We start from the raw sequence: 23,686 nt of genomic DNA, 5'->3' as shown, positions 1-23,686 counted from the left end.
TCTATTCTTCAATGATTGCCAAGATATTGGCTTCGCCTACGATAATGTACTTTTCATCGCCATCTTTGACATCAATACCTGCATGAGCTTCAACTAAGACACGGTCCCCAGGCTTAACGCTTGGAGCAACCAAGTCACCGTTCAAGGTACGAACACCTTGTCCAGTAGCTACAACTTGGGCCGTTTTTGTTTTTTCTTGGGCTGAGCCTGCAAGGACAAAGCCTCCAACAGTTTGTTCTTTTTCTTCGATTTTCAAGACCACACGGTCTCCTAATGGTTTCAACATCTGCTTTCCTCCATGATAAACTACATATTATTAGCACTCTTTATGACTGAGTGCTAATTTATAGTTCTATTGTATCACTTGGTCAGAAATAGTCAAGAAAAAAGTCTGACTTTGGCAAGATAAAAAGCCTGAGACCAACTCAGACTTTTCAATGTTTCTACTCAATGAAAATCAAAGATCAAACTAGGAAACTAGCCGCAGGTTGCTCAAAACAGTGTTTTGAAGTTGTGGATAGAACTGACGAAGTCAGTTACCTATACCTACGGCAAGGTGAAGCTGACGAGGTTCGAAGAGATTTTCGAAGAGTATTAAAATGGCAATTCTTCCTCTTCCAAGACCAAATCTGCCAAATCCTGTCCTGCATTATTTTCACGCATAGCACGTTGAGCGCGGCTTTCCAAAAGTTGGAATCCTGTGGCAAGGACTTCAGTCACATAGTTCATCTGGCCATTTTTCTCAAAGCGACGGGTACGAAGTTCTCCATCCACAGAGATAAGACTACCTTTAGTTGCGTAGCTTGCCAAGGTTTCAGCCAATTTCCCCCAAAGAACAAGATTAACAAAATCAGCTTCGCGTTCGCCATTTTGGTCTTTGTAACGACGGTTCACAGCGATAGTTGCTCGCGCTACCGACTTGTCATTGTTGGTTTTGTGCAATTCTGGTGTAGACGTTAAACGTCCAATAAGAATAACTTTATTATACATATTTTCTTCCTCCTACTTATCTATTCGCAGGAAATCAAAAAAAGTTACAGAAATTTGTAACTTTTCGAGAAAATTTTTTATTTTTTATGAACCATGAAACCTGTCGCCTGTTGATTGGCCATAATGGTCATATCTGTAATCTGCACACGACGAGGCTGACTGGTCACATAGACCACAGTGTCTGCGATATCTTGTGCTTGCAGGGCCTCAATTCCCTGATAAACGGTTGCAGCACGCTCTTTGTCACCGTGGAAGCGTACCGCAGAAAAATCTGTTTCGACAATTCCAGGCTGAATGGTGGTCACCTTGATATCCGTTGCGATGGTATCAATTCGCAGACCATCTGAAAATGTCTTAACTGCTGCCTTGGTGGCTGAGTAAACAGCTGCCCCAGCATAGGCATAGATTCCTGCGGTCGATCCCATGTTGATAATATGGCCTTGATTGGCTTTTACCATTGCTGGTAAGAAACAGCGAGTGACTGCCATCAAGCCCTTGACATTGGTATCTAACATGGTCAGCATATCCAATTCTTCATAGTCTTGATAGGGAGCCAAGCCAAGAGCTAGTCCAGCGTTATTGACCAATATATCAATCTGCCCTATCGTTTCTAAAATATCGGAGCAGATAGTCTTCACCATGGTCATATTCGTCACATCCAGTGGAAAAGTCCAAACTGTTTGATTTGGAAAAGTTTCTGCAAACTCTGACTTGAGGGCCACTAGTCTGTCTGTCCGTCGCCCTGTTAGGACGACATTCTCACCTTGATTCAGATAAGCACGCGCAATCGCTTCTCCGATTCCTGAGGTCGCTCCAGTAATCACTACATTTTTTGCCATCTTATTTCCTTCTATCTGGTGTATCAGATACTAACAACTTCTTAGGCAGTCCAGTGCTTCGCTGGGTCGAATGGAGTTCCAACAACTTGGCCTTCTGACAATTCAATAACCCCACGTTTTTGCGGAGCATTTGGTAAGGCAAGTTCACGAGGGCTGCACATCATGCCAAAACTCTTTTCACCACGAAGTTCGCCTGGGAAAATGAGATTGCCTTTTGGCATCATAGCTCCCGGAAGGGCTACAATAGTTTTCAAACCGACACGCGCATTGGGAGCCCCTGCAACGATTTGTACTGTCTTGTCACTTGCGACTGCAACTTGACAGATATTAAGGTGGTCGCTATCTGGGTGTGCTACCATGTCGACAATCTCACCGACAACAAACTTTGGTTCCTTGTCGTTGACAATTTCTTCCTCAAAACCTTCCGCCCGCAACTCTTGGTTCAAAAGTTCTACTTGCTCATCTGATAAAAAGACTTGACCGCGCTCTGCAATTTCAAACAAACTTGAAAGGTCGAAAATATTCCAAGCCACTGTTTCCCCATTTTCTTTGAGGAAAACACGGGCTACCTTGCCTTTGCGCTCCACGTCCAGTTTGGCATCGCAGCTATTTTTCACGATGACCATAAGGACATCGCCGACATGTTCTTTATTATATGTAAAAATCATTGTTTCCTTTTTCTCCTATTTCAGTACTGCTAAAAAGTCGTTAATTTCTTCCTTGCTTTTACGGTCACGGTTGACAAAACGGCCGATTTCCTTGTCCTTTTCTAGCACAACAAGGCTAGGAATTCCGTAAACATCCCAGAGTTTGGCCAGATCCAGATACTGGTCTCGGTCCACTCGAATAAAGGTGAACTCTGGATTAGTCTCCTCAATCTCTGGCAAGGATGGATAGATATAACGACAATCGCCACACCAGTCTGCCACAAAAAGAAAAACTTTCTTGCCATCTTTTTCTACTAAAGATGCCAATTCTTCTAAACTTGCTGGTTGTATCATAAGACTTCCTCCTCGTAGACCAGATCTTCATTTTCATAGACAAAGGTATAGTGCCGGCCATCTTCAAAAATGACGCCACCGACAAGTCGCTCTAGGCCACTTTCGTAGACCTGAACATAGAGAGTCGCAATCTCACCCATATCTGAGAAAAGTTCGCGCACGATAGCGGTCAACTCTTCTTGAGTCTTCATGAGTTTGTGGTTATCTGCTGCTTTTTTGGCACCCAAAGCGAGGGCACTTAGACCAGCCACTGTCAAGCCAGTCATCCATAATTTCTTAGCTTTCATACCATTCATTGTAACACAAAAAGGGCTCTAGGACAAATGGGGAAGCAGTATCTAGACAGGGAAAATTCCTTTCCCTCAATGAGGAGAGAGGACAGCTTATCCTTATTGCCAAGCGCCTGAGTTAACAAGAATTTTTTGAAGGGATCAAAAAACCTCTGAGATTGTTCTCAAAGGTTCTGATTTTACTAATTGCTGTTTTCAACTGCTGCAGTAACAAAGGCAGTGTAGAGTTCTTCTGGACGATTTGGACGGCTGGAAAGTTCAGGGTGATACTGACAAGCCACAAAGAATTTATTCTCAGGAATTTCCACAATTTCGACCAAACGATTGTCTGGAGAAACTCCTGAGAAGACGAAACCTGCTGCCTCAAACTGTTCACGAAAGGCATTGTTAAACTCATAACGGTGACGGTGACGGCGTTGCACCACTTCTTGATTGTGATAAGCAGCCGCTGCCTTAGAACCACGTTTCAACTTAGATGGGTAAAGTCCCAATCGAAGGGTTCCTCCCATATCCTCAACATCAATCTGGTCACGCATGATATCAATGATAGGGTATTTTGTATCTGGTGCAAGTTCTGCAGAATTGGCACCTTCAAGCCCTAAAACGTGACGAGCATACTCGATACAAGTCAACTGCATTCCCAAGCAGACTCCCAACATTGGAACGTCATTCTCACGCGCATAGCGGATGGCTTGGATTTTTCCTTCTGTACCACGTTGACCAAAACCTCCTGGTACGATGATTCCGTCCGCATCAGACAAGAGTTCTGCCACATTCTCTGCTGTCACATCATTGGCGTTGATCCAATTAATCTTCACTTCTGCGTCGTTGGCATAACCAGAGTGTTTCAAGGCTTCAACCACTGAGATGTAGGCATCTTGCAACTCCACATACTTACCGACAAGGGAAATTTTAACTTGTTTTTTCAGGTTCATGACCTTGTCCACCATAGCTGACCATTCTGTCATATCCGCTGCTGGTGCGTCTAGTTTCAAATGGTCACAAACAATTTGATCCATACCTTGCGCCTGCAAGTTTAATGGAATTTGGTAAAGATGTTCGACATTCAAAGACTCGATAACAGCTTCTGGTGCTACGTCACAGAACTGGGCTAGTTTGTTTTTAATTCCTTGACCAGCTGGTTTCTCGGTGCGAATGACCAACATATTTGGCTGGATTCCCAATCCTCGCAATTCTTTTACTGAATGCTGAGTTGGCTTGGTCTTCATCTCACCAGCAGCCTTGAGATAAGGAAGCAAGGTTGTATGGATGTACATGACGTTATCTGCACCCACATCTGCCTTCATCTGACGAAGAGCCTCTAGAAATGGCAAGGACTCTATATCTCCAACGGTTCCACCAACCTCTGTGATAATGACATCAGAGTCAGTCGTTAGAGCGGCACGCTTGATTTTTTCTTTCAAAGCATCTGTGATATGAGGAATGACTTGAACAGTTGCCCCAAGGTATTCGCCACGGCGTTCCTTACGAAGAACTTCACTGTAGATTTTACCAGTTGTCACGTTGGAATATTTATTGAGATTGATATCGATGAAACGTTCATAGTGACCCAAGTCCAAATCTGTCTCAGCCCCATCATCTGTCACAAAGACTTCCCCGTGCTGGTAAGGACTCATGGTTCCCGGATCGATATTGATATAAGGGTCAAATTTTTGAATGGTTACTTTGAGACCACGATTTTTCAAGAGACGGCCCAGACTTGCTGCCACAATCCCTTTCCCAATAGACGATACCACACCACCAGTTACAAAAATATATTTCGTAGACATAGATTCCTCTTTCTAAAATGCTCAAGGTCTTGTTAACTACGAGGGGAGATCGAAAACAAGCCCCTTATGGATAACGACTTTTCAAGAAAAACTTCCTGAAAAAACAAAAACAGCTCCCTAGTAACTAGGGAGCCCCGACCTCTAAAAGAGGTGCCCGAACAATATGATACCTTAAAACAGAACATTTGTCAACCCGAATTGGTAAAGCATGAAAATAGGAGACTGTTTTCAAAAAACCAACTAAAGATCCACATCCAAACGGATGTATCACTCAACTACTTTGCCCAAGCAACAAAAAAGGAGATCAGGCGATCTCCTCTGTGAAGTCTTTTACTCTTCTTCACTCGTTTCAGCATCATCATCTGAAAACTCATCGTCTTCTTCGTTGAGATCCACGTCTTCTCCCAAGTCATCAGGGGCGATTTCGTTGATTTCCGCATCGTAAGCTTCCACTTCATTTTTCTCATCATCTGGATTTTCATCATCATATGAAAGAGCTGGGTCTGCTTCGTATGCATCTTCGTCTTCTGGATCATCTGCATTGTAGTCAATGGCATCTGAATCACCATCCATAAAGGCATTGACACGTTTTTTCTTAGCTTTTGGTGCTACTTCATCGTCGTCACTTTCTTCAAGAGCGATGATTTCTTCGTCAATTTCGTCTACACCATACCATGAACGAAGCCCCCATTTGTTGTCTCCAAGAGAGATGAAGCTACCGTCAAAGTTCAACTCTGTGTAGAACAAAGGCAAAGCTTCGCGGATATCGCTGTTTGATGTTCCAAGGTAGTTTTGAATTTCATTTACAAGATCGCTAAAATGCATCTCATGATCGCGACCACGAAGTTCCAAGATAGCACGCGCTACCTCAATCATAGATAGTTCACTTTTTTCTTGCCCAGCAAATACTTCTAATTCCAAAGCGTTTCTCCTCATTTTTACTACTATCGCCAGAGCAGACAGACTCTGACCACATTTTATCATGTACTCTTTATTGTACGATAATTTTGCGGAATAGTCAAAGGTTAAATGGGAGAAAGTGATTCATATTACTCCTAAATAAATCGTCAGAGTATTTTTTAGAACAGTTATCTTATTTTTTTAAAATTATTAAAATTAATAGTAATTTTTCCCCAAAAATTCTATTATTCTATTTTTCAAAGAAAGCAACTCGCAGCGCTCCTTATCTAAACTACTTTCCATTATTCTAATTTCTGGGTCTTTAAGTGAGCAAATATAATATCCTTCCTGCTCTGTGAATCCCTCTTCCACATGAGCAAGAGAATTCCTCTTATCTATCAAAGCTGACCAGTCTGATTTTAATTTCTCATAATCTCTTTTATTTCTAGGCGATAAATTAGTTCTATTCAGTCTGACCCTTTCTCTAAAAAAATCTTCAAATAATTTTCTATAAGAGTGATCTGGATTATCGTCGCTTAATTTTTCTCGTAACAAATGCTCTATCTCTGCATTTTCGCACATGAATCTCCCACGAATTGCATTTAATTCGTCCCAGCGACAAAGAATAACATTAATCGCATCCTCAAAATGTTTTTCCTCTAAACTATCAGAAACTGAAAAAAATGTGAAATTTGAAAAAATATCTAGATTTTTATGCTTTAGAATATTGATAACATCTGATTTTATAGTGTTATAATTATTATTAGAATACAAAATAACAAATTGTTTAAAACCATTTCTATTTCTTATTTCTTCAAGATAATTTAAACCTGTTTCAGATGCATCTAAGTTAAAATCTGAAATAAAAAAATCATATCTCTTAGCTGAAACCAACTCTTTTCTTGCATCTTCAAATGTTTTAAATTCTTTAATTTGTGCCTTATAGCCTTTATCTTTTAAGATATCCTCTACAAGCTCTTTCCTATAAGTATGGGCATCCATGGTTAAATCATCCTCCAACCACAGAATATTTATTTCTTGTCTCAATTTAAACCTCGCTAAACTCAATTTGAAAATCAACTATGTTATTATTTAGTTGGTGAACTGATATCTTCCAATTAAAATCCTTACAAATTTGCTGGCAAATATACATACCTAGCCCGGTTCCTCGCCGCTTTGATGTTACTCCAATGTTAAATATATTTTCAATAGGAACAATATCAATTGGTCCTGTATCTGAAGTAAAGTGCATTATTTTATTATCTTCATTAAAGAAAATATGTAGTTCTTTTGCATTGCGTTCCTGGGCATTAATTATTAAGTTATCAAGTAGAGTACCAAAATCATAAACATTTATGTTTTGATATAGTTTTCCAACTCCTAAGCTAATCTTTACATTCACTGTATCATCGATTAGATTGTCTACATAGCTCTTTAAGTACGACTTCAATTCAATATTTTCAAGGTTACTAAAAGATTCAAAATTTAATCGTAATATTTGTTTTTTTATTGAAGATAGTTTATCAGAAGTTCTTCTAATTTTATAGATCGAGTTCGAAAATTTTTCGTACTCTTCTGGTGTCATAAGCCGAATCATTTTCTGTAGAGTAGCTGTTAGCTCTTTACCTGCTTTTCCTAATTCATGGAAAAGCATATCTTGACGCGCTGGTTTTTCATTTGAGATTAATTTCTCCTTAATCTCAATTTCATTTTTTAATCTACTATTTTCTCTATCAATTCTTTGATTTTCTTTTTTTACCTCTTGATTCTCTTTTCTTAACTCGACAGTGGCCTGTTTCAAACTCTTTTGAATTTCTTTTTTTTCAGAGGAGCTTGTATTCATATCATCGAGAAGTTCGAATTTTTTTTCTAGTGGTTGTGCGATTTTTGGGAGTTCATAAACTCTTGGAGCTACAGTAAACTTATACTTTTTAAATCTTTGAATTAGCTTTTGGATCGCATCATTGTCATCTGTTTCAATATCATCAATATCACTATTTCCAAACCTTGTCAATTGCATATAGGATTCTAATGGTCTGTGAACAAGTTCCATATATACTTTTTCAAATTCTATAGTATAAGAATTAGTAACAAATCCTCTATCACGAGATGTAACTTCATTAAAATGATTTTCAGAATCTGTTATGTTAATCCAGCCTAGCAATTCCCTATGTCCTAAATATCGATTAAAACCTTGTGTTTTACGTAGATTTAAACCAAAGGAATCAAAATCAACTTCTCCATATGGAAAAATCCTAAAATTATTCTTATACAAGAAAATAGACCCATAATTTTTCGGTTCAGTTTTCATTATTTTTGTAAAATTATATTTAGCAGCAAAACTCATATAGTATATTTTAAAATAAATATCTTTTAAGATTGTATTATTCTCAATTTTTAAAGAGTAAATAATCTTTTCCTTATCAAATAAGGTAATGCTGATTTCTTTTTCTTTTATATCACACTCAATATATATAGTTTTTTTATCTAATACTGTAGCAATATGATTACTAATATATTCATCCAATTCAGCAATTCCCGAGGAGGATGAAATGTACTTAACATTAATCTTTATTTTACCATCATCCACAAATGGATTTACAAGTCTTTGAAGAGCTTCAATAACCCTATTAACTCTATTTAAGTCCCAAGTATCTCTCAAGTTGGAGATGGTTAAGATAGTCCCTGATTTTTGAATAAAACTATCTTCGATTACATCTAAGCTAGTATATGTGACGTCTAACTCTTCAAATTTTGTTAGAGAATTTTTTTCAAATTTACCCCAGTCAATTTTTAATTCACTAACTTCATCATCTTTATGACTAATAAGTTTAAGCTTAGTTCCTAATCTATCACAAGAAAAACGACCTATTCCCTTGGATCCAGCATATACCTTATCACTATCTTTTTTTTCTGAATGAGCAACAAACAGCCATTTATTTTCAATATCATCACGATTCATTCCCTTACCGTTATCTTGAATGATAATGTAATTTTCATAACTGTTTATAATTAGATTTATTTCTGTTGCATCAGCATCATAACCATTTTTTACCAATTCGAAGATAGCTACTAATTCATTTGTAATCAGGTCTTTACCAATTATATTCTTTAAACCCGAACTAACTTTAAAGTGTAATTTTTCTTCCATCTCAACTCCTTATTCAGAGATTTTCAAAATAACTTCTCCAACTTGTTCCGCAAACAAAGGAGGAACAGCATTAGCAACTTGAGTATATCGAGGAACATCCGTTTTTCGTCGTTCACCTCCTGTAGTATATGGCCCTTTGAATTCATAATCATCTGGAAAACTTTGTATTCTAGCGTGTTCTCTAACTGTCATGATTCGAGGCTCATCATAATGTATATAATCATCTGGAATAGAAGTAATCGTATTACAAATCGAATTTTTCTTTAAAGGAGTTACTCCACGCTTCTTTAAACCTTCAACCAGATTCATAGATGGTGTAATTCGTATACTTTTTTCGGAAGCAGTCATTAAACGTTTAAATAAATCTATTGTTTCACTTTTATGTTTCACGAATCGATGACTATCAGGTAAAGCGCCTCGTTCAATGTTATTTCTCATTAATTTTTGATATGCTGAAGTTGCTCGACCATACTTCCCATTTTTAAATGCCTTAGTGTCTTTACTATCAACTTCTCCATGACTTTTTTTCAAATCATTAATAGCTTGAGAAATTGTAATTGGTATTTTTAGTCCTCTATCCCTCAAAAAACAATCTTTATTTTCCAATAATTCATCAAAAAATATCTCATAGGCCCCATTTTTTGATGCAAATAGAATGAACCGTTTCCTATTTTGTGGAACACCGTATTCTGACATAGTTATAATTTTATAGTCTAAGTTATATCCTAATTTATGCAACTCTGAAACAAGAATATCAGAATATTTTTGTTTATTCGTTTGATCCTTAAATTCTACAGTAAAGCCTTGAACATTTTCAAAAAATAACATAGTAGGTTGAACTAATTTGATAAACTCAATATACGAATGCATTAATTGATTTCTCATATCATCATTTTTTCTCTTTCCTGCCATGGAAAATCCTTGACATGGTGGACCACCTACAACTAAATCAACGGAACCGTTTAATGCAGCAAGTTCCTTACTATGAACTTCTAAAAGTTCATTTATATCCCAATTTTTCATGTCAAGCCAGTTCGGCCATGAAAAATGATTTCTTCTCTCAATTAAATTGTATTTTAAAGTACTAAAAGCATCTTTATTTTTTTCAACTGCAAATATTCCATGCAACCCAGCATTATAAAGCCCTAAGGATAAACCACCTGATCCTGCAAATAAATCTATGTATTTCATTCTTTCTCTTTCAGTCATTAAAATTTATTATCACAATTTTATCACAAACTAAAGAAAAAAACACGGCTCATCACCGTGTTTCTGTGTTTATTTAACGAGTTTCTTCATCTCATCAATACGTGCTACGGTCGCATCGTATTTAGCTTGGTAGTCGGCTTGTTTGTCGCGTTCTTTTTGAACGACTTCTGGTTTGGCGTTGGCTACGAAGCGTTCGTTAGAGAGCTTTTTGCCTACCATGTCCAGTTCTTTTTGCCATTTAGCGAGTTCTTTGTCGAGACGAGCCAGTTCTTCTTCGACATTGAGGAGGTCAGCCAGTGGCAAGTAGATTTCTGCTCCTGTGATGACGCTTGACATCGCGAGTTCAGGTGCAGGGATGTTGGATGCGATCTCCAAGTGTTCTGGATTTGTGAAGCGTTTGATGTAGTTGACATTGCTGTTAAAGAAGGCTTCCAAGTCGCTATCGTTTGTCTTGACAAGAATGGTGATAGGCTTGCTTGGAGCTACGTTTACTTCCGCACGCGCATTACGAACCGCACGAATCAAGTCTTTGAGGCTTTCCACACCAGTGTGGGCAGCGAGGTCTTCAAAGGCTGGGTTGACAGTTGGGTATTCTGCTGTGACGATAGAGCCTTCTGAGATTTGTCCAAAGATTTCCTCTGTCACGAATGGCATGATTGGGTGAAGGAGACGAAGGATCTTGTCCAAGGTGTAAAGGAGAACAGAACGTGTGATGACTTTCTCTTCTTCATTATCGCTATAAAGGACCTCCTTGGTCAACTCAACGTACCAGTCCGCAAACTCATCCCAGATGAAGTTGTATAAGATGTGCCCAGCCACACCAAACTCAAACTTATCAAAGTTTTCAGTGACTTTACCGATGGTTTCATTGAGGTTGTGGAGAATCCAGCGGTCTGTGACATTTCCAGCTTCCTTGTTAACAACTTTTTCCACATTGGCAGTTGCTTGCTCAAGGGTCAAACCTTCATTGTTCATGAGGATGTAACGAGAGATGTTCCAGATCTTGTTAATGAAGTTCCATGAAGCATCCATTTTCTCATAAGAGAAGCGCACGTCTTGACCTGGCGCAGAACCATTTGACAGGAACCAACGAAGGGCATCAGCACCGTATTTCTCAATAACATCCATGGGGTCAATCCCGTTTCCGAGAGATTTGGACATCTTACGTCCTTGCTCATCACGGATAAGACCGTGGATAAGGACATTTTGGAATGGCTGACGACCCGTGAATTCCAAGGATTGGAAGATCATACGAGACACCCAGAAGAAGATGATATCGTAACCTGTTACCAAAGTTGAAGTTGGGAAGTAACGTTTGAAGTCTTCTGAGTCCACATCAGGCCAGCCCATAGTTGAGAATGGCCAAAGGGCAGAACTGAACCAAGTATCCAAGACGTCTTCGTCCTGAGTCCAACCGTCACCTTCAGGAGCTTCTTCACCGACGTACATTTCACCTTCAGCATTGTACCAAGCTGGGATTTGGTGTCCCCACCAGAGCTGACGAGAGATTACCCAGTCGTGGACATTTTCCATCCATTGGAGGAAGGTATCGTTGAAACGAGGTGGGTAGAATTCTACCTTGTCGTCTGTGTCTTGGTTGGCGATGGCATTTTTCGCCAATTGGTCCATCTTAACGAACCATTGCGTAGACAAGCGTGGTTCAACCACGACACCTGTACGCTCTGAGTGACCAACACTGTGGACACGTTTTTCGATTTTAACGAGGGCATCGATTTCTTCCAGTTTCTTGACAACCGCTTTGCGGGCTTCAAAACGATCCATGCCAGCGAATTCGAAGGCAAGCTCGTTCATGGTTCCGTCGTCGTTCATGACGTTGACTTGTGGCAAGTTGTGACGTTGACCAACCAAGAAGTCGTTTGGATCGTGAGCAGGTGTGATTTTCACGACACCTGTACCAAACTCAGGATCAGCATGCTCATCTCCAACGATTGGGATGAGTTTGTTAGCGATTGGAAGGATGACGTTTTTACCAATCAAGTCCTTGTAGCGTGGGTCTTCTGGATTGACCGCAACGGCAACGTCCCCAAACATGGTCTCAGGACGAGTTGTCGCAACTTCAAGGGCGCGTGAGCCGTCTTCCAGCATGTAGTTCATGTGGTAGAAGGCACCTTCCACATCCTTGTGGATAACCTCAATATCAGATAGAGCTGTGCGAGCAGCTGGGTCCCAGTTGATGATAAACTCACCACGGTAGATCCAGCCTTTCTTGTAAAGGTCCACAAAGACCTTACGAACAGCTTTTGACAAACCTTCATCAAGAGTGAAACGCTCACGAGAGTAGTCTACAGAGAGCCCCATCTTACCCCATTGTTCCTTGATGGTAGTGGCATATTCGTCTTTCCATTCCCAGACTTTCTCTAGGAATTTTTCACGGCCGAGGTCATAACGGCTAATACCTTCACCACGCAAGCGCTCTTCAACCTTAGCCTGGGTCGCAATCCCCGCGTGGTCCATCCCTGGAAGCCAGAGTGTGTCGAAACCTTGCATCCGTTTTTGACGGATGATGATATCCTGAAGAGTCGTATCCCAAGCGTGACCAAGGTGGAGTTTCCCAGTTACGTTTGGTGGTGGAATAACGATAGAATAAGGCTTAGCCTTTTGATCGCCTGAAGGCTTGAAAACATCGGCATCAAGCCATTTTTGGTAACGACCAGCCTCAACCTCGGCTGGATTGTATTTAGGTGAAAGTTCTTTAGACATGTGTGTTCTCCTTTAAACGTTTAATCTTATTTATATATGATTGTGCTTCACCATCTATTCTATTAAAAGTTGTTACATATGAATATCCCCCTAAAATTAAAATAATTAATGCAGTTATCATTTGTATTCCGAATGAAAAAAATAGCTCTGTGTTCCAAGAAATAACCCTAAAAATAAGAAAAATCATTGGGAGTGTATAGAACACATTAAATAGTACTTTTATCATTTTATCACTAGGATTGTCAACTAAGTTAAATATGTATATCATTATTTCAGATATTGCAATGAACATAATTCCAATTAGATAAAAAATTCCCGCTATTTGATTGGTATCTATTGCTACTGCAAGATATATTGATAGCATAATAGGTATAACTTTACATAGTAATGAGAAAAACAATGTGATATTCCAATTTACTTTTCTTTTAACTATAGACTCTTCATATTCTAATAATAATCTCAAATATTTACGTAACAATTTATTAGAATCTAAGGAATAGTTAAAATTATTTATCAACTTCCAAATATGTGCATCTTTCAAATAATATTCTTTCCCTATATTATCTATCTCCTTCTGAGTCTTATCCAATAAATTCGAATCTTCTGGAGATAAAACCATTCTTAATTTTTCAATTGCTTGTTGAGTTTTTTTAATTTCATAAGATGACAAATTGTTTGAAATTCTAAGTATCTCTTTTCTCCTATTTTGGTAATTTTCTACTTCGAATTCAACTAAATTATTTTTACTGTTTGATAAAAAAGATAAAAAGCCACTTAAAAATGTTCCTATACCAAAGGCAGCCATTAATTTAAATATCTCGTCCATTTTGAACTCCTTATATATTTATTTATATTGTTAAAAATGTGAACTTATAAATAGATAATACTTTCTATAAAAACTCTCTGCAATCCTCTTACTGAACTGTTCGAAATTATCGAACAGTTCAACTAACAGTTATTACCGTCCTCCCACTCACTCCTCAGCAAGCCATATATGAGACTGTCACAGCGGTTTCCTTGAACATCCTTTCGGTCTCGGATGCGAGCTTCGAGGGTGAAGCCAAGTTTCTCTGCAACTCGTTGACTTTGGACATTGTAGCCAAAGCAAGTCATCTCAATCTTATGAAGACCCAGTTCTTTAAAAGCTAGGTCAATCAAGGCACGTGCTGCTTCTGGCACATATCCTAAGCCCCAATAGTCTGGATGCAAGATATAGCCAATCTCCAGCACATCATCTTCATGGCGATGGTTGAAATCAACAGAGCCAACGATTTTATCCGTCCCTTTGACGACAATTCCGTAGCCAGCTGGGAGATTTTCCTTTTGATTGCGCTCAGGAAGGATATGCTCCAGGTAATAAATCTCATCTTCCAAGGTCTTGACGGGTGGAAAGCCTGCTGGGTAGGAAACTTCTGGCCTACTGGCATAGTCAAAGATATCCACTGCATCCGCCACTGTACGGACTCGTAACACTAGCCGTTCGGTTTCTAATCGTTCTGGTAATTGTGCTTGCTCCATCTTCAGCCCTCACTTTCCATAAAAAATGCCCCTGCCATCTACATGACAGGGACGAATGTGTTTATCCGCGGTACCACCCAATTTCGGGCAGACGCCCGCAACTCTTGTCTTTGAAGGATATACAAAGACACTTTTATTTCATTTTAATCATCAGCAACCAGTTTTGACACATTTGTGGACTTCTCAGCACCGCCACTTTCTGTAAAATGTGGGATTCAAAACACCTCTGATGGCTTTATTGTAGCAAGTTTTTGACAGAAATGCAAGGGACAAGAAAAATTACTTGAAGCTGATTCCGTGTTCTTTTAATTTCTTAATCGTAGCTGGGCCGATTCCTTTCAAGGCAAGGAGTTCTTTTTCTGTCCAGTTTTTGAAGTCAGAAGCCGACTTGATACCTTCATCATAGAAAGTCTTAGCGCGATCTACTGAGAGGCCACCCAAAGTAGCTGCGAAATCTTCTACTGAACTGGCTACTTTTTGAGCTTGTTCCTTGGTCGCTTCTACTGCTTGTTCCACTCTTTTAGAGACAACTTTTCCTGCTTGGCTAGCAGATTTTTCCGCATGTTTCACGACTTTTTTGGTCTCTTCGACAACCTTGGTCACTGTAGTTGAAAATGCACCTGAGCGACGAAGGCTATTTCGCAATTGTTTTTTACGTTGGAGTTTCTTTGACATGATAAAATCCTTTCAATAAAAAATCCCTGCTCTGACAAGGATTTAATAAAGATATTCTATCAAGATTTTGGCAAAAAATCAAGAAAGGAAACGAGATTGTTCTTAAAAATCTAGCCGTTTTTTCTTTCAATCTAATTCGACAACGATTCAACTTCTTGATAAAATATGCAGTAATTTGCAATATTAATTCACATAAAAAGCTGATAAGGAGAACAATGTGAATAACGAAAGTTACTTTGATGGTGGTCTTTTGAGCTAGGTTAGATATGCTATCCTAGCCATGATCATCATAGGATTTACTATTGGAATCACTACGCCTTGGGCAGTTTGTATGATGCAAAACTGGAAAGTCAAGCGCACTGTCATCGATGGACGTCGCCTCTATTTTGACGGAACAGGTTCTCAATTATTCGGGAACTGGATCAAGTGGTTCTTGCTCACCATCATCACTTTGGGCATCTATTCATTCTGATTGCATATCAAAATGGAACAATGGATTACCAAACACACACATCACGTATAAACAGAAAAAGTGCGTTCATACGCACTTTTTGATTTGTAACGATTAATAATTCCGCTCGCCAAACAAGCCCTCTGGCAAATCATGAAATCCCTTGCCCGCCTTGAAATTTTCAAACTTACCAAGCAAAAACTGATAAGCATCCAAGCGGCTTTCATAGCGAATCATGGCATCTTTGGCACGCTCGTCTTGGTCCTCTTCGTAGACTTTTTGACTTTCCTTGTGCGCCATGTCGTTGATCATGATCTGGGTATTAACCCAGGCCTCAAATTCCTTCATAAATTCTTGTTCGTAACTCATTGATTCTCCTTATTCTAATCCACGGAAGTAGTCCGTATCAATCTCACGATAGGGCTGGATGTCCTGAACATATTCTAGCACGCCTTGGAATTCCCCGTTTTCATTGTGCACTGCGGCATAGGTGATGTGGACAAACTTGTCTCGCGACTCTGACTTGAACCACATTTCATACTTGTCCTTGACCCCTTCACGAAGACCTTTCATAACAGACTTCACCTTGTCTAAGTACTTGGGCGGATGGCAGAGTTCTACATTACGCCCGACTTGGGACGGCGTCCGTTTGAAAATCATCTCATCAGCTGGTGCATTGTCATTGTAATACTGGAAAATGTCGTCTTTATTGACAAAGGTGATCTCCATGGGGAGGTGATTGAGGATGAGGTTGGCCTGCTCAACTGAGAGATAGCCATTGCCAAAAGCCTGTTGACTATGACGATCCAGCACTGCTTCCTTTTCCTTAGGAGTAAAGGTAATGGTGAACTGGCCTTCTGGCGTATCGATAACTTGTTGCACTTGGCCTTCAGCAGTGTCTAGTTCCACGGACTCCACTTCGCTCTTTTCCTCAACAAAACTCTGGCGTTCTGGAACCCATTTCTCAGACGGACGGATGATGGCATAACCATAGGCGTCGCTCTCCTCCGCAATCTGAATCCAATCATCCTGAGTGAAAGACTCAAGGAGAATCATGAGAAGGATAGACTCTTCCTTGAAAATCATACTTTCAAACTCTGTCGCAAAAGCTTCAAAATCTTCTTTTACTGTGCTAATTGGAACTTTTGGTAGTGCTTTGGCTGTCGCTAGAGCTGTCTGAAAGAGTTCTCTGATCTGGTCATCCACTCCCCACATAACTTTTGGAGGGGAATCGTGTCCATAGCGCTCCATGATGGGAAAGAAAAGCTCTTCCTTACGCTGGTAGTGGATGTCAAATTGGCCCAACAGCCCCATTTGACGAACCAAACCCTTACGCATCTCCGCCAGCATTTCCTCATCTTCCATAGACTCATAGGTATCTAACAATCTCCGAATGCGAATCAAGGCAGCACGGAGGGCCAGATTTTCATCCTTGAAGACGCGAACTGGGTGGCCAGGGTGTTCGGTATCCTCCACTTCGACGCCCTTAACAGCATTTTTAAAAAGATTGGCATGGACATCGCAGAGTTCCATGACATCTTCAAAGGTGACACCTGAGTCTGAGTTCATCAGCTCGTGCTCCATGAGGGAAATCTCGATAGCTGAAACACCCGTAAAGGTCGCATCAAAACGCTCCTGAACTGACTCAGGAGAGGCGCCATTGTGCAATTCTAACAAAATATCCCGTAGGATATGAATCCGTTCATCTGCCATTAGTCTAATCCAATCACTTCGTAGCCATTCGCTTCCAGTTTGCGGACAATCTTATCCATAGGAGTTCCTTCAAGCTTAGAACCCTGTTTGAGCGATACTTTGCGACCAACTGTATTGCGCATCAAGGGATTAGCAAGTGGTTTAAAACCGAGTTCCACTAGGATTTCCAAGACTTCTGGATGCTTGTCTACCACTTCCGCAACGGGTATTGACACATCGATGATATTATCCATGACGACCTCCATGTATGTTCTAAAATGATTTTCCTGCTTATATTATACCATATGGGAAGAGATTAAAAAACTAGCAGCGGAGTTCCTGCTAGTTTCTTTCATTTCAAGTTATTCCTTATCATCTGGTTTTGCGAGCCACTGGGCGACATCCATCAGCTTGTCAGCAAGCAGTACTTTCCCGAAACCTACTAGAGCATTGTCGTCTTTTTTCATGTTCTTCAGAACTTTGACGCTTTGCATCACAAAAAAGTAATTCCCGTAAGTCTTGGCTAGAATTTTAATGAATCCCATATTATCTTTCCTTTTCTAACTGCAGTTTCTAGCCGATTGCTATACCAGACTAGCTAGTTATTGATAAGAAATCATTTCATCTCACTCTTTCCAATTTCTATACTATCATACAAGTTGAGCTTTATAAAGCTTTTTAACAATTTTTTACTCTATAGAGATTCCCCCAGTATTTTTTATTGCCATTTCTCCACCAAAAAAGAGGGTTCCCCCTCTTTCTTAGTTCTTATCCAGATTGCGTAGCATCTCGTCAATCTTGTTCCCATATTCGATGGATTCGTCTTTGACGAAGGTCAAATCTGGGATTTTGTACAATTTCAAATTGCGACCAAGTTCACGTTTGATGGTACCAGTTGCTTTTTCAAGCCCGATTTGGGCTTTCTGATTATCCGAAGCAAGGTTACTCAAAATGGTGTAGTAAACCTTGGCTACAGACAAATCACCTAGCATCTGAACATCTGTGATGGTCACACCTTGGACACGCGGATCACGGACTTTCTTTTGCAAAATCTCATTGACTTCACGCTTGATTTCCATGCCCACACGATCCGTACGGAAATGATTTGCCATGATATTCCTTTCTCTACTTTGAACCAAAAGCTAGGCCAGCAGACCTAGCTATTTTTAAACTTCTTGATTTTCATTTCAAATTGAAACAAAGTTCAATTTGAAATCATCTGCTTCTTTCGCCGTGGTGAAAGTGATGGAACTGATTTATCAGTCCCATCACAGGGGATTTTTGAGACCCTAGGCTCAAAAATAAGCAATGAAACCATCGGTTTGCTTGCGTCCCTCACCACCTAAGAAAGGAGCAAAAAATCTTATCTCTTGATTTCTTCCATGACATAAGCCTCAATCACATCATCTATCTTGATATCATTGTAGCCATCAATCATCAATCCACCTTCACGGCCGTTTGTAACTTCTTTGACGTCATCTTTGTAGTGTTTCAAGCTTGCAAGTTCACCATCATAGATAACAACACCATCACGAATAACACGGACTTTAGAGTCACGGGTAACTTTACCACTCGTAACCATGAATCCACCAATGGTTCCCACTTTAGATACCTTGAAGGTTTCACGGATGATTGCTTCACCGATAACTTTTTCTTCGAATTCTGGGTCAAGCATTCCTTTCATGGCTTCCTCCATCTCTTCGATAACCTTGTAGATAATGCTGTGGAGACGGATTTCTACATCATCTTCTTCTGCTTGTTGACGCGCTTGTGGTGTAGGGCGCACATTGAAACCGATGATAAAGGCATTTGAAGCTTCGGCAAGGGTCACGTCAGATTCGTTGATGGCACCGACCGCTGAGTGAACGATGGTAACTTTGACACCTTCTACATCGATCTTTTGAAGCGAGGCAGAAAGGGCTTCAACTGAACCTTGTACGTCGGCCTTAATGATGACGTTAACAGACTTGAGCTCACCTGCTTTAAGCGTATCAAAGAGGTTTTCAAGGCTGACACGTTGGGTTACTTGACGTTGCTTCATAAGAGCACGTTTCGCACGTTCTTCACCTGCTGCACGCGCAGATTTTTCATCTTCGTAAACAGCAAAGTGGTCACCCGCCATTGGCGCTTCGTTCAAACCAGTGATCGATACTGGTGTTGATGGACCTGCAACCTTAACACGACGACCAAGGTCATTGGTCATGGCACGGACACGACCGAAGGTATTTCCGACAACGATTGGGTCTTGGACATTCAAGGTACCTTGTTGCACAAGAAGGGTTGCGACCGCACCTTTTCCTTTATCCAAGCGAGCTTCGATAACGGTACCGATAGCACGCACTGTGGGGTCGGCCTTGAGTTCTTGGATTTCAGCCACAAGAAGGACCGTTTCCAAGAGTTCATCGATATTTTGGTTGAACTTAGCTGAGATTTCGACAAATTCAGAATCTCCACCCCAGGCAGTTGACATGACACCGTGTTCAGCCAATTCACCGATAACGCGTTCTGGGTTGGCACCTGGTTTATCAATCTTGTTGATGGCTACGATGATTGGAACGTTCGCTGCTTTTGAGTGGTTGATGGCTTCGATAGTTTGAGGCATAACCCCGTCATCTGCCGCTACAACCAAGATGGTAATATCGGTAACAGAGGCACCACGCGCACGCATAGATGTAAAGGCCGCGTGTCCTGGTGTATCAAGGAAGGTAATCTTCTTGCCATTTTCCACAATTTGGTAGGCACCGATATGCTGAGTGATACCACCCGCTTCACCCGTCGCAACACGAGAATTACGAAGGGTATCCAAAAGGGTTGTCTTACCATGGTCAACGTGTCCCATGATGGTTACAACTGGTGGACGCTCAACTAATTCATCTTCATTAAGATAGCCATCTTCGACAAAGAAACGTTCGATGTCGGCATTATCCACTTCAACCTTTTGTTTGGCTTCGATACCGTAATCTACCATGAGGAGTTCAATGGTTTCTCCATCCAAGGATTGGTTTTGTGTGGCCATAATTCCCATCATGAAAAGCTTCTTAACGATTTCAGCTGGTTCACGTTTGATACGTTTTGCGATTTCCGCAACAGTCATACCATCTGTATATTCGAATTCTGTTGGCAATTCGTGGAACTTACGCTCTGTAACAGGTTTTGGAGTCTGATTACGATTGTTCTTATTATTGCCTTTTTTGTTCTTCTTATTGTTATTCCAGTTACTATTTCTTTGATTTCTCACTTGATTTTGACTACTTCGATTCTTTTGTTGTTTTCTAGGACCATCTTCTTCGTGATCATAATCGTCACGTTCTTTGTCTGGTCGAGCTTGTTTTTTACGACGTGTATCCACTGGCGCTTCTTTCGCTACAGGAGCTACTGTTACGGCTGGCTGCGTTTGTTCAGCTAGCTTAGCAGCTTCTTCAAAGATTTCCTCTGGCTCCTTGCGTTTATTAGCTTGAGCCAAGGCTTCTTTGGCAGCTTGCGATTGTTTGAAGCGCTCCTCGCTTGAGCGTGCGTACTCTGCATTTTGCTCTGCTTTTAGGGCTGCTGCACGGGCTTTAAAGTCAACACGTGGTCCAGCTGGTTTTGGCTGGAAGTCTTGTTGCTGACGGCGATTATTGCCACGATTCCCTTGACCTTGTGGTTTTTTCCCTTGGTCGTTAAAACGGCGGTTGTCGCGGTTCCCTTGACCAGGTTTACCACCATTACGGCCGTCGTTTTTCTGACGGTTGCCGTTTTGTTGTTGGTCACGGTTGTTGCCCTTGTTTTGTTTGCGTCGCTCTGCCTGCTCTTTGGCACGCGCCTCACGCTCCGCCTTGAAGTTTCGACTTTGTGGTCTCGCTGCCACTACTTTTTCTTCCTTAGGAGCTGCGGGTGTAGCTGGTTTACTTTCTTCCTTAGCAACAGCTGGTTTAGCTGATGCAGGCTTTTCTACCTTCTTTTCTACACTTGCTTTTGCATTAGGAGCAGGTGCAGGCTTAAAGCTCGCTGCGATTCGCTCAGCAGCAGCAGCTTCCACGCTCGATGAGTGGCTTTTTACATCCAAGCCCAACTCTTTTGCACGCGCTACAACTTCTTTACTTTCTTTTCCAAGTTCTTTTGCGATTTCGTACAATCTTTTCTTAGACAAATCATGTCCTCCTCTTCTATTCCATAAGAGACCTCATTTTCTTTGTAAATCCAGCATCTGTCACAGCCAAAACCTTTCTCGATTTTCCAACTGCTATGCTTAATTCCAGTGTTGAAAACACGGTTATAACTTCTACTTGATAATAGTCACTTTTATCTTGAATCTTCTTGGTTAGATTAGGGCCAGCATCATGGGCTAGAAAGACTAGCTTGGCTTTCTGGTCTTGGATGGCTTTAACCACCAATTCCTCACCTGATATGATCCGGCCTGCTCGTTGAGCAAGTCCCAAGAGATTACTTATCTTTTGCTTATTCAAGCCCTAACTCTCTTCTTTTTACTTTGTGATCCACATAAGCGATCAACTCGTCATAAAAGCTTTCTTCCACTTCCATGTTAAAGCTGCGGTTAAAGACTTTCTTCTTTTTTGCCTCTTGGGCTTCTGCATTGTCTAGCTTGATATAAGCGCCACGGCCATTGGCCTTGCCTGTCGGATCGATAAAGACTTGTCCTCCTTTATTCTTGACAATGCGGAGCAAATCACGCTTGTCAATCACTTCGTTAGACACAACAGACTTGCGCAAAGGGATTTTTCTTGTTTTCATCTTTCCCTCCTCTAGCAGCTTTTATTCTTCGATCAATTCATCCGCAACTGCGTAATCAACTTGACCTGCTTCTTCCATAGCTTCAAACTCACTGGCAGACTTGATATCGATACGGTAACCCGTCAAGTGAGCTGCCAAGCGAACGTTTTGTCCACGACGACCGATGGCAAGAGAAAGCTTATTATCAGGTACAACGACCAAGGCACGTTTGCTGTCGTTTTCATCAAAGATAACTTGGTCAACCTCTGCAGGTGCGATGGCATTGTAGATAAACTCAGCTGGATCTGCTACCCACTCGATAACGTCGATGTTTTCTTCTACAGGAATCATACGATCGCTCTTGGCGTCATAGCGAGCTGGGTGGAATTTGCTGGTGATCTTCTTGATGTTGGCACCACCACGACCAACGATTGTCCCGATAGCATCCACGTTTGGATTGTGGCTACGAACAGCAACCTTAGTACGGTCGCCTGCTTCACGAGCTACGCTCATGATTTCAACAGTTCCGTCATAAACTTCTGGAATTTCTTGCTCCATCAAACGTTTGATCATTTCTGGATGGCTACGACTGACAAAGACGTTGACACCACGAGGATTGTCTTCGACCTTATAAACATAGACTTCGATACGGTCGTGAGAAGCAAAGACTTCTCCAGGGATTTGGTCTTGTTTTGACAATTGGGCTTCAATGCTACCAAGGTTGACATAGATAAAGCGATTGTCAAAACGTTCTACTGTACCAGACATGATTTCTTGTTCATGTTCTTTGTAAGTATTATATGTGATGGCACGTGTTTGCTTGCGCATTTTTTCCATGATGGTTTGTTTAGCAGATTGGGCTGCTACACGACCAAACTCAGCTGGTGCTTCTTCAAACTTAATCTTGTCACCAAGCTCATAGGCTGAATTAATAGCAAGGGCATCTTTCAAGCTGATTTCCAAACGGCTATCAAATACTTCATCTACAACTTCACGGACAGTATAAACTGTAAAGTCACCTGTTTTTTCGTTGAAGTCAATGGCTACGCTATCAGATTGACCATAACGTCTGCGATAAGCGGAACGAAGCGACTCTACTACTGCGTCGATGATGTCTTCTTTTTTGATTCCCTTGTCTTCTTCCAAAATGCGGAAGGCCTCTAGCATTTCTTTACTCATGTTCTTTTTACTTTTGAATCCTCAAAAGCTATCCTTTCTTTTCTATAGTTTTACTGCTAAACGTGCTTTTGATACTAAACTGTATGGAATTTGGACGGTTTTCTTACGTGTCTTGTCCATATACTCCATAGTCAACTCATCCTCTTCAAAGGACAGCAAGGTTCCTTCAAAGACTTTTTGCTTATCGATGGCTTGGTAGAGCCCGACATGGATGTATTTTCCAACTGCTCCAGCGACGGCATCCTTGGTTTTCAAAGGACGTTCCAAGCCTGGACTGGTGATTTCTAGGAAATATTGTTCTGGGAAGGGATCAGGCTTGATGGTGTCTAGAACAGGACTGATAATTTCTGTCAGGTCTGCCGTGTCGTTCAAGGTAATTCCTTCAGGTTTATCTACAAAAATACTGAGAATCATGTCACTGCCAATCTTTCCATACTCGATATCCACGAGTTCAAAAGGTGCTTGGATGACAGGTTCTACAACTTCTCTGACTAATTCTACGATTGTTGCGATTGCGTCCACCTCCTCATAAGCAAGAGGCGAAGATATTTCCCCGCCTCTCTTTCTCAT

At 40.8% G+C, this 23,686-nt stretch carries 26 protein-coding genes; 1 reads left to right on the top strand and 25 read right to left on the bottom strand.

Features of this window, described 5'->3' with window-relative positions:
* Position 1 precedes the first annotated feature (1 nt).
* The 15 genes from groES to ACXYSL_RS08045 all read right to left on the bottom strand — a co-directional run bounded on the left by groES (position 2) and on the right by ACXYSL_RS08045 (position 15,084).
* Complete coding sequence (gene groES, locus ACXYSL_RS08115) at positions 2–286, bottom strand: co-chaperone GroES (RefSeq protein ID WP_000917326.1); 285 nt, start codon at positions 284–286, stop codon at positions 2–4.
* A 308-nt stretch (positions 287–594) separates the two neighbouring features.
* A complete protein-coding gene (locus ACXYSL_RS08110; RefSeq protein ID WP_000282436.1) occupies positions 595–990 on the bottom strand; it encodes a single-stranded DNA-binding protein in 396 nt (131 codons plus the stop codon).
* Positions 991–1,067: 77 nt separating this feature from the next.
* Positions 1,068–1,829, bottom strand: coding sequence for an SDR family NAD(P)-dependent oxidoreductase (locus tag ACXYSL_RS08105; RefSeq protein WP_458624444.1), 762 nt, complete (start codon positions 1,827–1,829; stop codon positions 1,068–1,070).
* 41 nt (positions 1,830–1,870) lie between these two features.
* Positions 1,871–2,497: a YtpR family tRNA-binding protein gene (gene ytpR, locus ACXYSL_RS08100; RefSeq protein WP_458624443.1), complete on the bottom strand. Its 627-nt coding sequence runs from the start codon at positions 2,495–2,497 to the stop codon at positions 1,871–1,873.
* A 15-nt stretch (positions 2,498–2,512) separates the two neighbouring features.
* Entirely contained in the window at positions 2,513–2,830 is a 318-nt protein-coding gene (locus tag ACXYSL_RS08095; RefSeq protein WP_235080908.1) for a thioredoxin family protein, read from the bottom strand.
* A complete protein-coding gene (locus tag ACXYSL_RS08090; RefSeq protein WP_084940480.1) occupies positions 2,827–3,126 on the bottom strand; it encodes a DUF4651 domain-containing protein in 300 nt (99 codons plus the stop codon). Before ACXYSL_RS08090 ends, ACXYSL_RS08095 begins: the two co-directional genes overlap by 4 nt.
* 176 nt (positions 3,127–3,302) lie before the next feature.
* Complete coding sequence (locus ACXYSL_RS08085) at positions 3,303–4,910, bottom strand: CTP synthase (protein WP_458624442.1); 1,608 nt, start codon at positions 4,908–4,910, stop codon at positions 3,303–3,305.
* Positions 4,911–5,240: 330 nt separating this feature from the next.
* A complete protein-coding gene (rpoE, locus tag ACXYSL_RS08080; RefSeq protein WP_000418415.1) occupies positions 5,241–5,831 on the bottom strand; it encodes a DNA-directed RNA polymerase subunit delta in 591 nt (196 codons plus the stop codon).
* Between the two features lie 195 nt (positions 5,832–6,026).
* A complete protein-coding gene (locus tag ACXYSL_RS08075; RefSeq protein WP_458624441.1) occupies positions 6,027–6,857 on the bottom strand; it encodes a response regulator in 831 nt (276 codons plus the stop codon).
* A 1-nt stretch (position 6,858) separates the two neighbouring features.
* Positions 6,859–8,961 (bottom strand): ATP-binding protein, encoded by a 2,103-nt coding sequence (locus ACXYSL_RS08070; RefSeq protein WP_447266604.1) that lies wholly within the window; start codon positions 8,959–8,961, stop codon positions 6,859–6,861.
* Positions 8,962–8,970: 9 nt separating this feature from the next.
* The gene (locus ACXYSL_RS08065) at positions 8,971–10,152 is read right to left on the bottom strand and encodes a DNA cytosine methyltransferase (protein ID WP_447266605.1); all 1,182 of its coding nucleotides are present in this window, start codon (positions 10,150–10,152) and stop codon (positions 8,971–8,973) included.
* 87 nt (positions 10,153–10,239) lie between these two features.
* A complete protein-coding gene (locus ACXYSL_RS08060) occupies positions 10,240–12,891 on the bottom strand; it encodes a valine--tRNA ligase (RefSeq protein WP_458624440.1) in 2,652 nt (883 codons plus the stop codon).
* Entirely contained in the window at positions 12,884–13,717 is an 834-nt protein-coding gene (locus ACXYSL_RS08055) for a hypothetical protein (RefSeq protein ID WP_295590122.1), read from the bottom strand. The genes ACXYSL_RS08060 and ACXYSL_RS08055 overlap by 8 nt, the downstream gene beginning before the upstream one ends.
* A gap of 122 nt (positions 13,718–13,839) precedes the next feature.
* Positions 13,840–14,409, bottom strand: a complete 570-nt coding sequence (locus ACXYSL_RS08050; protein WP_295590121.1) for a GNAT family N-acetyltransferase — start codon at positions 14,407–14,409, stop codon at positions 13,840–13,842.
* Between the two features lie 279 nt (positions 14,410–14,688).
* Positions 14,689–15,084 carry a helix-hairpin-helix domain-containing protein gene (locus ACXYSL_RS08045; RefSeq protein WP_295590118.1) on the bottom strand — a complete coding sequence of 132 codons (396 nt, stop codon included), beginning with the start codon at positions 15,082–15,084 and terminating at the stop codon, positions 14,689–14,691.
* Between the two features lie 280 nt (positions 15,085–15,364).
* Between ACXYSL_RS08045 and ACXYSL_RS08040 the strand changes: the two genes are divergently transcribed.
* Positions 15,365–15,556, top strand: a complete 192-nt coding sequence (locus ACXYSL_RS08040; protein WP_295590117.1) for a DUF898 family protein — start codon at positions 15,365–15,367, stop codon at positions 15,554–15,556.
* Positions 15,557–15,649: 93 nt separating this feature from the next.
* Here the strand turns inward: ACXYSL_RS08040 and ACXYSL_RS08035 are convergent, their stop codons facing one another.
* From ACXYSL_RS08035 to rimP, 10 genes are all read right to left on the bottom strand, one after another.
* Entirely contained in the window at positions 15,650–15,904 is a 255-nt protein-coding gene (locus ACXYSL_RS08035) for a DUF1912 family protein (RefSeq protein ID WP_000119707.1), read from the bottom strand.
* A 9-nt stretch (positions 15,905–15,913) separates the two neighbouring features.
* On the bottom strand, positions 15,914–17,248 hold the full coding sequence (locus ACXYSL_RS08030) for a DUF438 domain-containing protein (RefSeq protein WP_458624439.1): 1,335 nt from the start codon (positions 17,246–17,248) through the stop codon (positions 15,914–15,916).
* Positions 17,248–17,481 carry a DUF1858 domain-containing protein gene (locus ACXYSL_RS08025; protein WP_268716381.1) on the bottom strand — a complete coding sequence of 78 codons (234 nt, stop codon included), beginning with the start codon at positions 17,479–17,481 and terminating at the stop codon, positions 17,248–17,250. Before ACXYSL_RS08025 ends, ACXYSL_RS08030 begins: the two co-directional genes overlap by 1 nt.
* 108 nt (positions 17,482–17,589) lie before the next feature.
* Entirely contained in the window at positions 17,590–17,772 is a 183-nt protein-coding gene (locus tag ACXYSL_RS08020; protein WP_000505781.1) for a hypothetical protein, read from the bottom strand.
* 216 nt (positions 17,773–17,988) lie between these two features.
* Positions 17,989–18,339 carry a 30S ribosome-binding factor RbfA gene (gene rbfA / locus ACXYSL_RS08015; protein ID WP_001273601.1) on the bottom strand — a complete coding sequence of 117 codons (351 nt, stop codon included), beginning with the start codon at positions 18,337–18,339 and terminating at the stop codon, positions 17,989–17,991.
* 251 nt (positions 18,340–18,590) lie between these two features.
* The gene (gene infB, locus ACXYSL_RS08010; protein WP_458624438.1) at positions 18,591–21,356 is read right to left on the bottom strand and encodes a translation initiation factor IF-2; all 2,766 of its coding nucleotides are present in this window, start codon (positions 21,354–21,356) and stop codon (positions 18,591–18,593) included.
* A gap of 16 nt (positions 21,357–21,372) precedes the next feature.
* Positions 21,373–21,672, bottom strand: a complete 300-nt coding sequence (locus ACXYSL_RS08005) for a YlxQ-related RNA-binding protein (protein WP_001041396.1) — start codon at positions 21,670–21,672, stop codon at positions 21,373–21,375.
* Positions 21,665–21,958, bottom strand: coding sequence for an RNase P modulator RnpM (rnpM, locus tag ACXYSL_RS08000; RefSeq protein WP_458624437.1), 294 nt, complete (start codon positions 21,956–21,958; stop codon positions 21,665–21,667). The genes ACXYSL_RS08005 and rnpM overlap by 8 nt, the downstream gene beginning before the upstream one ends.
* A gap of 21 nt (positions 21,959–21,979) precedes the next feature.
* Complete coding sequence (gene nusA / locus ACXYSL_RS07995) at positions 21,980–23,116, bottom strand: transcription termination factor NusA (protein WP_000032280.1); 1,137 nt, start codon at positions 23,114–23,116, stop codon at positions 21,980–21,982.
* Between the two features lie 42 nt (positions 23,117–23,158).
* Positions 23,159–23,638 (bottom strand): ribosome maturation factor RimP, encoded by a 480-nt coding sequence (gene rimP / locus ACXYSL_RS07990; protein ID WP_000338692.1) that lies wholly within the window; start codon positions 23,636–23,638, stop codon positions 23,159–23,161.
* Positions 23,639–23,686 lie beyond the last annotated feature (48 nt).

The sequence above is a fragment of the Streptococcus sp. V913 genome (assembly GCF_054353455.1).
The sequence above is the reverse complement of the archived record's forward strand: the minus strand, read 5'-3'. Positions and strand labels throughout refer to the sequence as shown.

What these genes read in the sequence shown, in the direction of transcription:
- groES (WP_000917326.1), bottom strand. Translation starts at nt 286, where the DNA reads ATGTTGAAACCATTAGGAGACCGTGTGGTCTTGAAAATCGAAGAAAAA.
- ACXYSL_RS08110 (WP_000282436.1), bottom strand. Translation starts at nt 990, where the DNA reads ATGTATAATAAAGTTATTCTTATTGGACGTTTAACGTCTACACCAGAA.
- ACXYSL_RS08105 (WP_458624444.1), bottom strand. Translation starts at nt 1,829, where the DNA reads ATGGCAAAAAATGTAGTGATTACTGGAGCGACCTCAGGAATCGGAGAA.
- ytpR (WP_458624443.1), bottom strand. Translation starts at nt 2,497, where the DNA reads ATGATTTTTACATATAATAAAGAACATGTCGGCGATGTCCTTATGGTC.
- ACXYSL_RS08095 (WP_235080908.1), bottom strand. Translation starts at nt 2,830, where the DNA reads ATGATACAACCAGCAAGTTTAGAAGAATTGGCATCTTTAGTAGAAAAA.
- ACXYSL_RS08090 (WP_084940480.1), bottom strand. Translation starts at nt 3,126, where the DNA reads ATGAATGGTATGAAAGCTAAGAAATTATGGATGACTGGCTTGACAGTG.
- ACXYSL_RS08085 (WP_458624442.1), bottom strand. Translation starts at nt 4,910, where the DNA reads ATGTCTACGAAATATATTTTTGTAACTGGTGGTGTGGTATCGTCTATT.
- ACXYSL_RS08070 (WP_447266604.1), bottom strand. Translation starts at nt 8,961, where the DNA reads ATGGAAGAAAAATTACACTTTAAAGTTAGTTCGGGTTTAAAGAATATA.
- ACXYSL_RS08065 (WP_447266605.1), bottom strand. Translation starts at nt 10,152, where the DNA reads ATGAAATACATAGATTTATTTGCAGGATCAGGTGGTTTATCCTTAGGG.
- ACXYSL_RS08060 (WP_458624440.1), bottom strand. Translation starts at nt 12,891, where the DNA reads ATGTCTAAAGAACTTTCACCTAAATACAATCCAGCCGAGGTTGAGGCT.
- ACXYSL_RS08055 (WP_295590122.1), bottom strand. Translation starts at nt 13,717, where the DNA reads ATGGACGAGATATTTAAATTAATGGCTGCCTTTGGTATAGGAACATTT.
- ACXYSL_RS08050 (WP_295590121.1), bottom strand. Translation starts at nt 14,409, where the DNA reads ATGGAGCAAGCACAATTACCAGAACGATTAGAAACCGAACGGCTAGTG.
- ACXYSL_RS08045 (WP_295590118.1), bottom strand. Translation starts at nt 15,084, where the DNA reads ATGTCAAAGAAACTCCAACGTAAAAAACAATTGCGAAATAGCCTTCGT.
- ACXYSL_RS08040 (WP_295590117.1), top strand. Translation starts at nt 15,365, where the DNA reads ATGATCATCATAGGATTTACTATTGGAATCACTACGCCTTGGGCAGTT.
- ACXYSL_RS08035 (WP_000119707.1), bottom strand. Translation starts at nt 15,904, where the DNA reads ATGAGTTACGAACAAGAATTTATGAAGGAATTTGAGGCCTGGGTTAAT.
- ACXYSL_RS08030 (WP_458624439.1), bottom strand. Translation starts at nt 17,248, where the DNA reads ATGGCAGATGAACGGATTCATATCCTACGGGATATTTTGTTAGAATTG.
- ACXYSL_RS08025 (WP_268716381.1), bottom strand. Translation starts at nt 17,481, where the DNA reads ATGGATAATATCATCGATGTGTCAATACCCGTTGCGGAAGTGGTAGAC.
- ACXYSL_RS08020 (WP_000505781.1), bottom strand. Translation starts at nt 17,772, where the DNA reads ATGGGATTCATTAAAATTCTAGCCAAGACTTACGGGAATTACTTTTTT.
- rbfA (WP_001273601.1), bottom strand. Translation starts at nt 18,339, where the DNA reads ATGGCAAATCATTTCCGTACGGATCGTGTGGGCATGGAAATCAAGCGT.
- rnpM (WP_458624437.1), bottom strand. Translation starts at nt 21,958, where the DNA reads ATGAAAACAAGAAAAATCCCTTTGCGCAAGTCTGTTGTGTCTAACGAA.
- nusA (WP_000032280.1), bottom strand. Translation starts at nt 23,116, where the DNA reads ATGAGTAAAGAAATGCTAGAGGCCTTCCGCATTTTGGAAGAAGACAAG.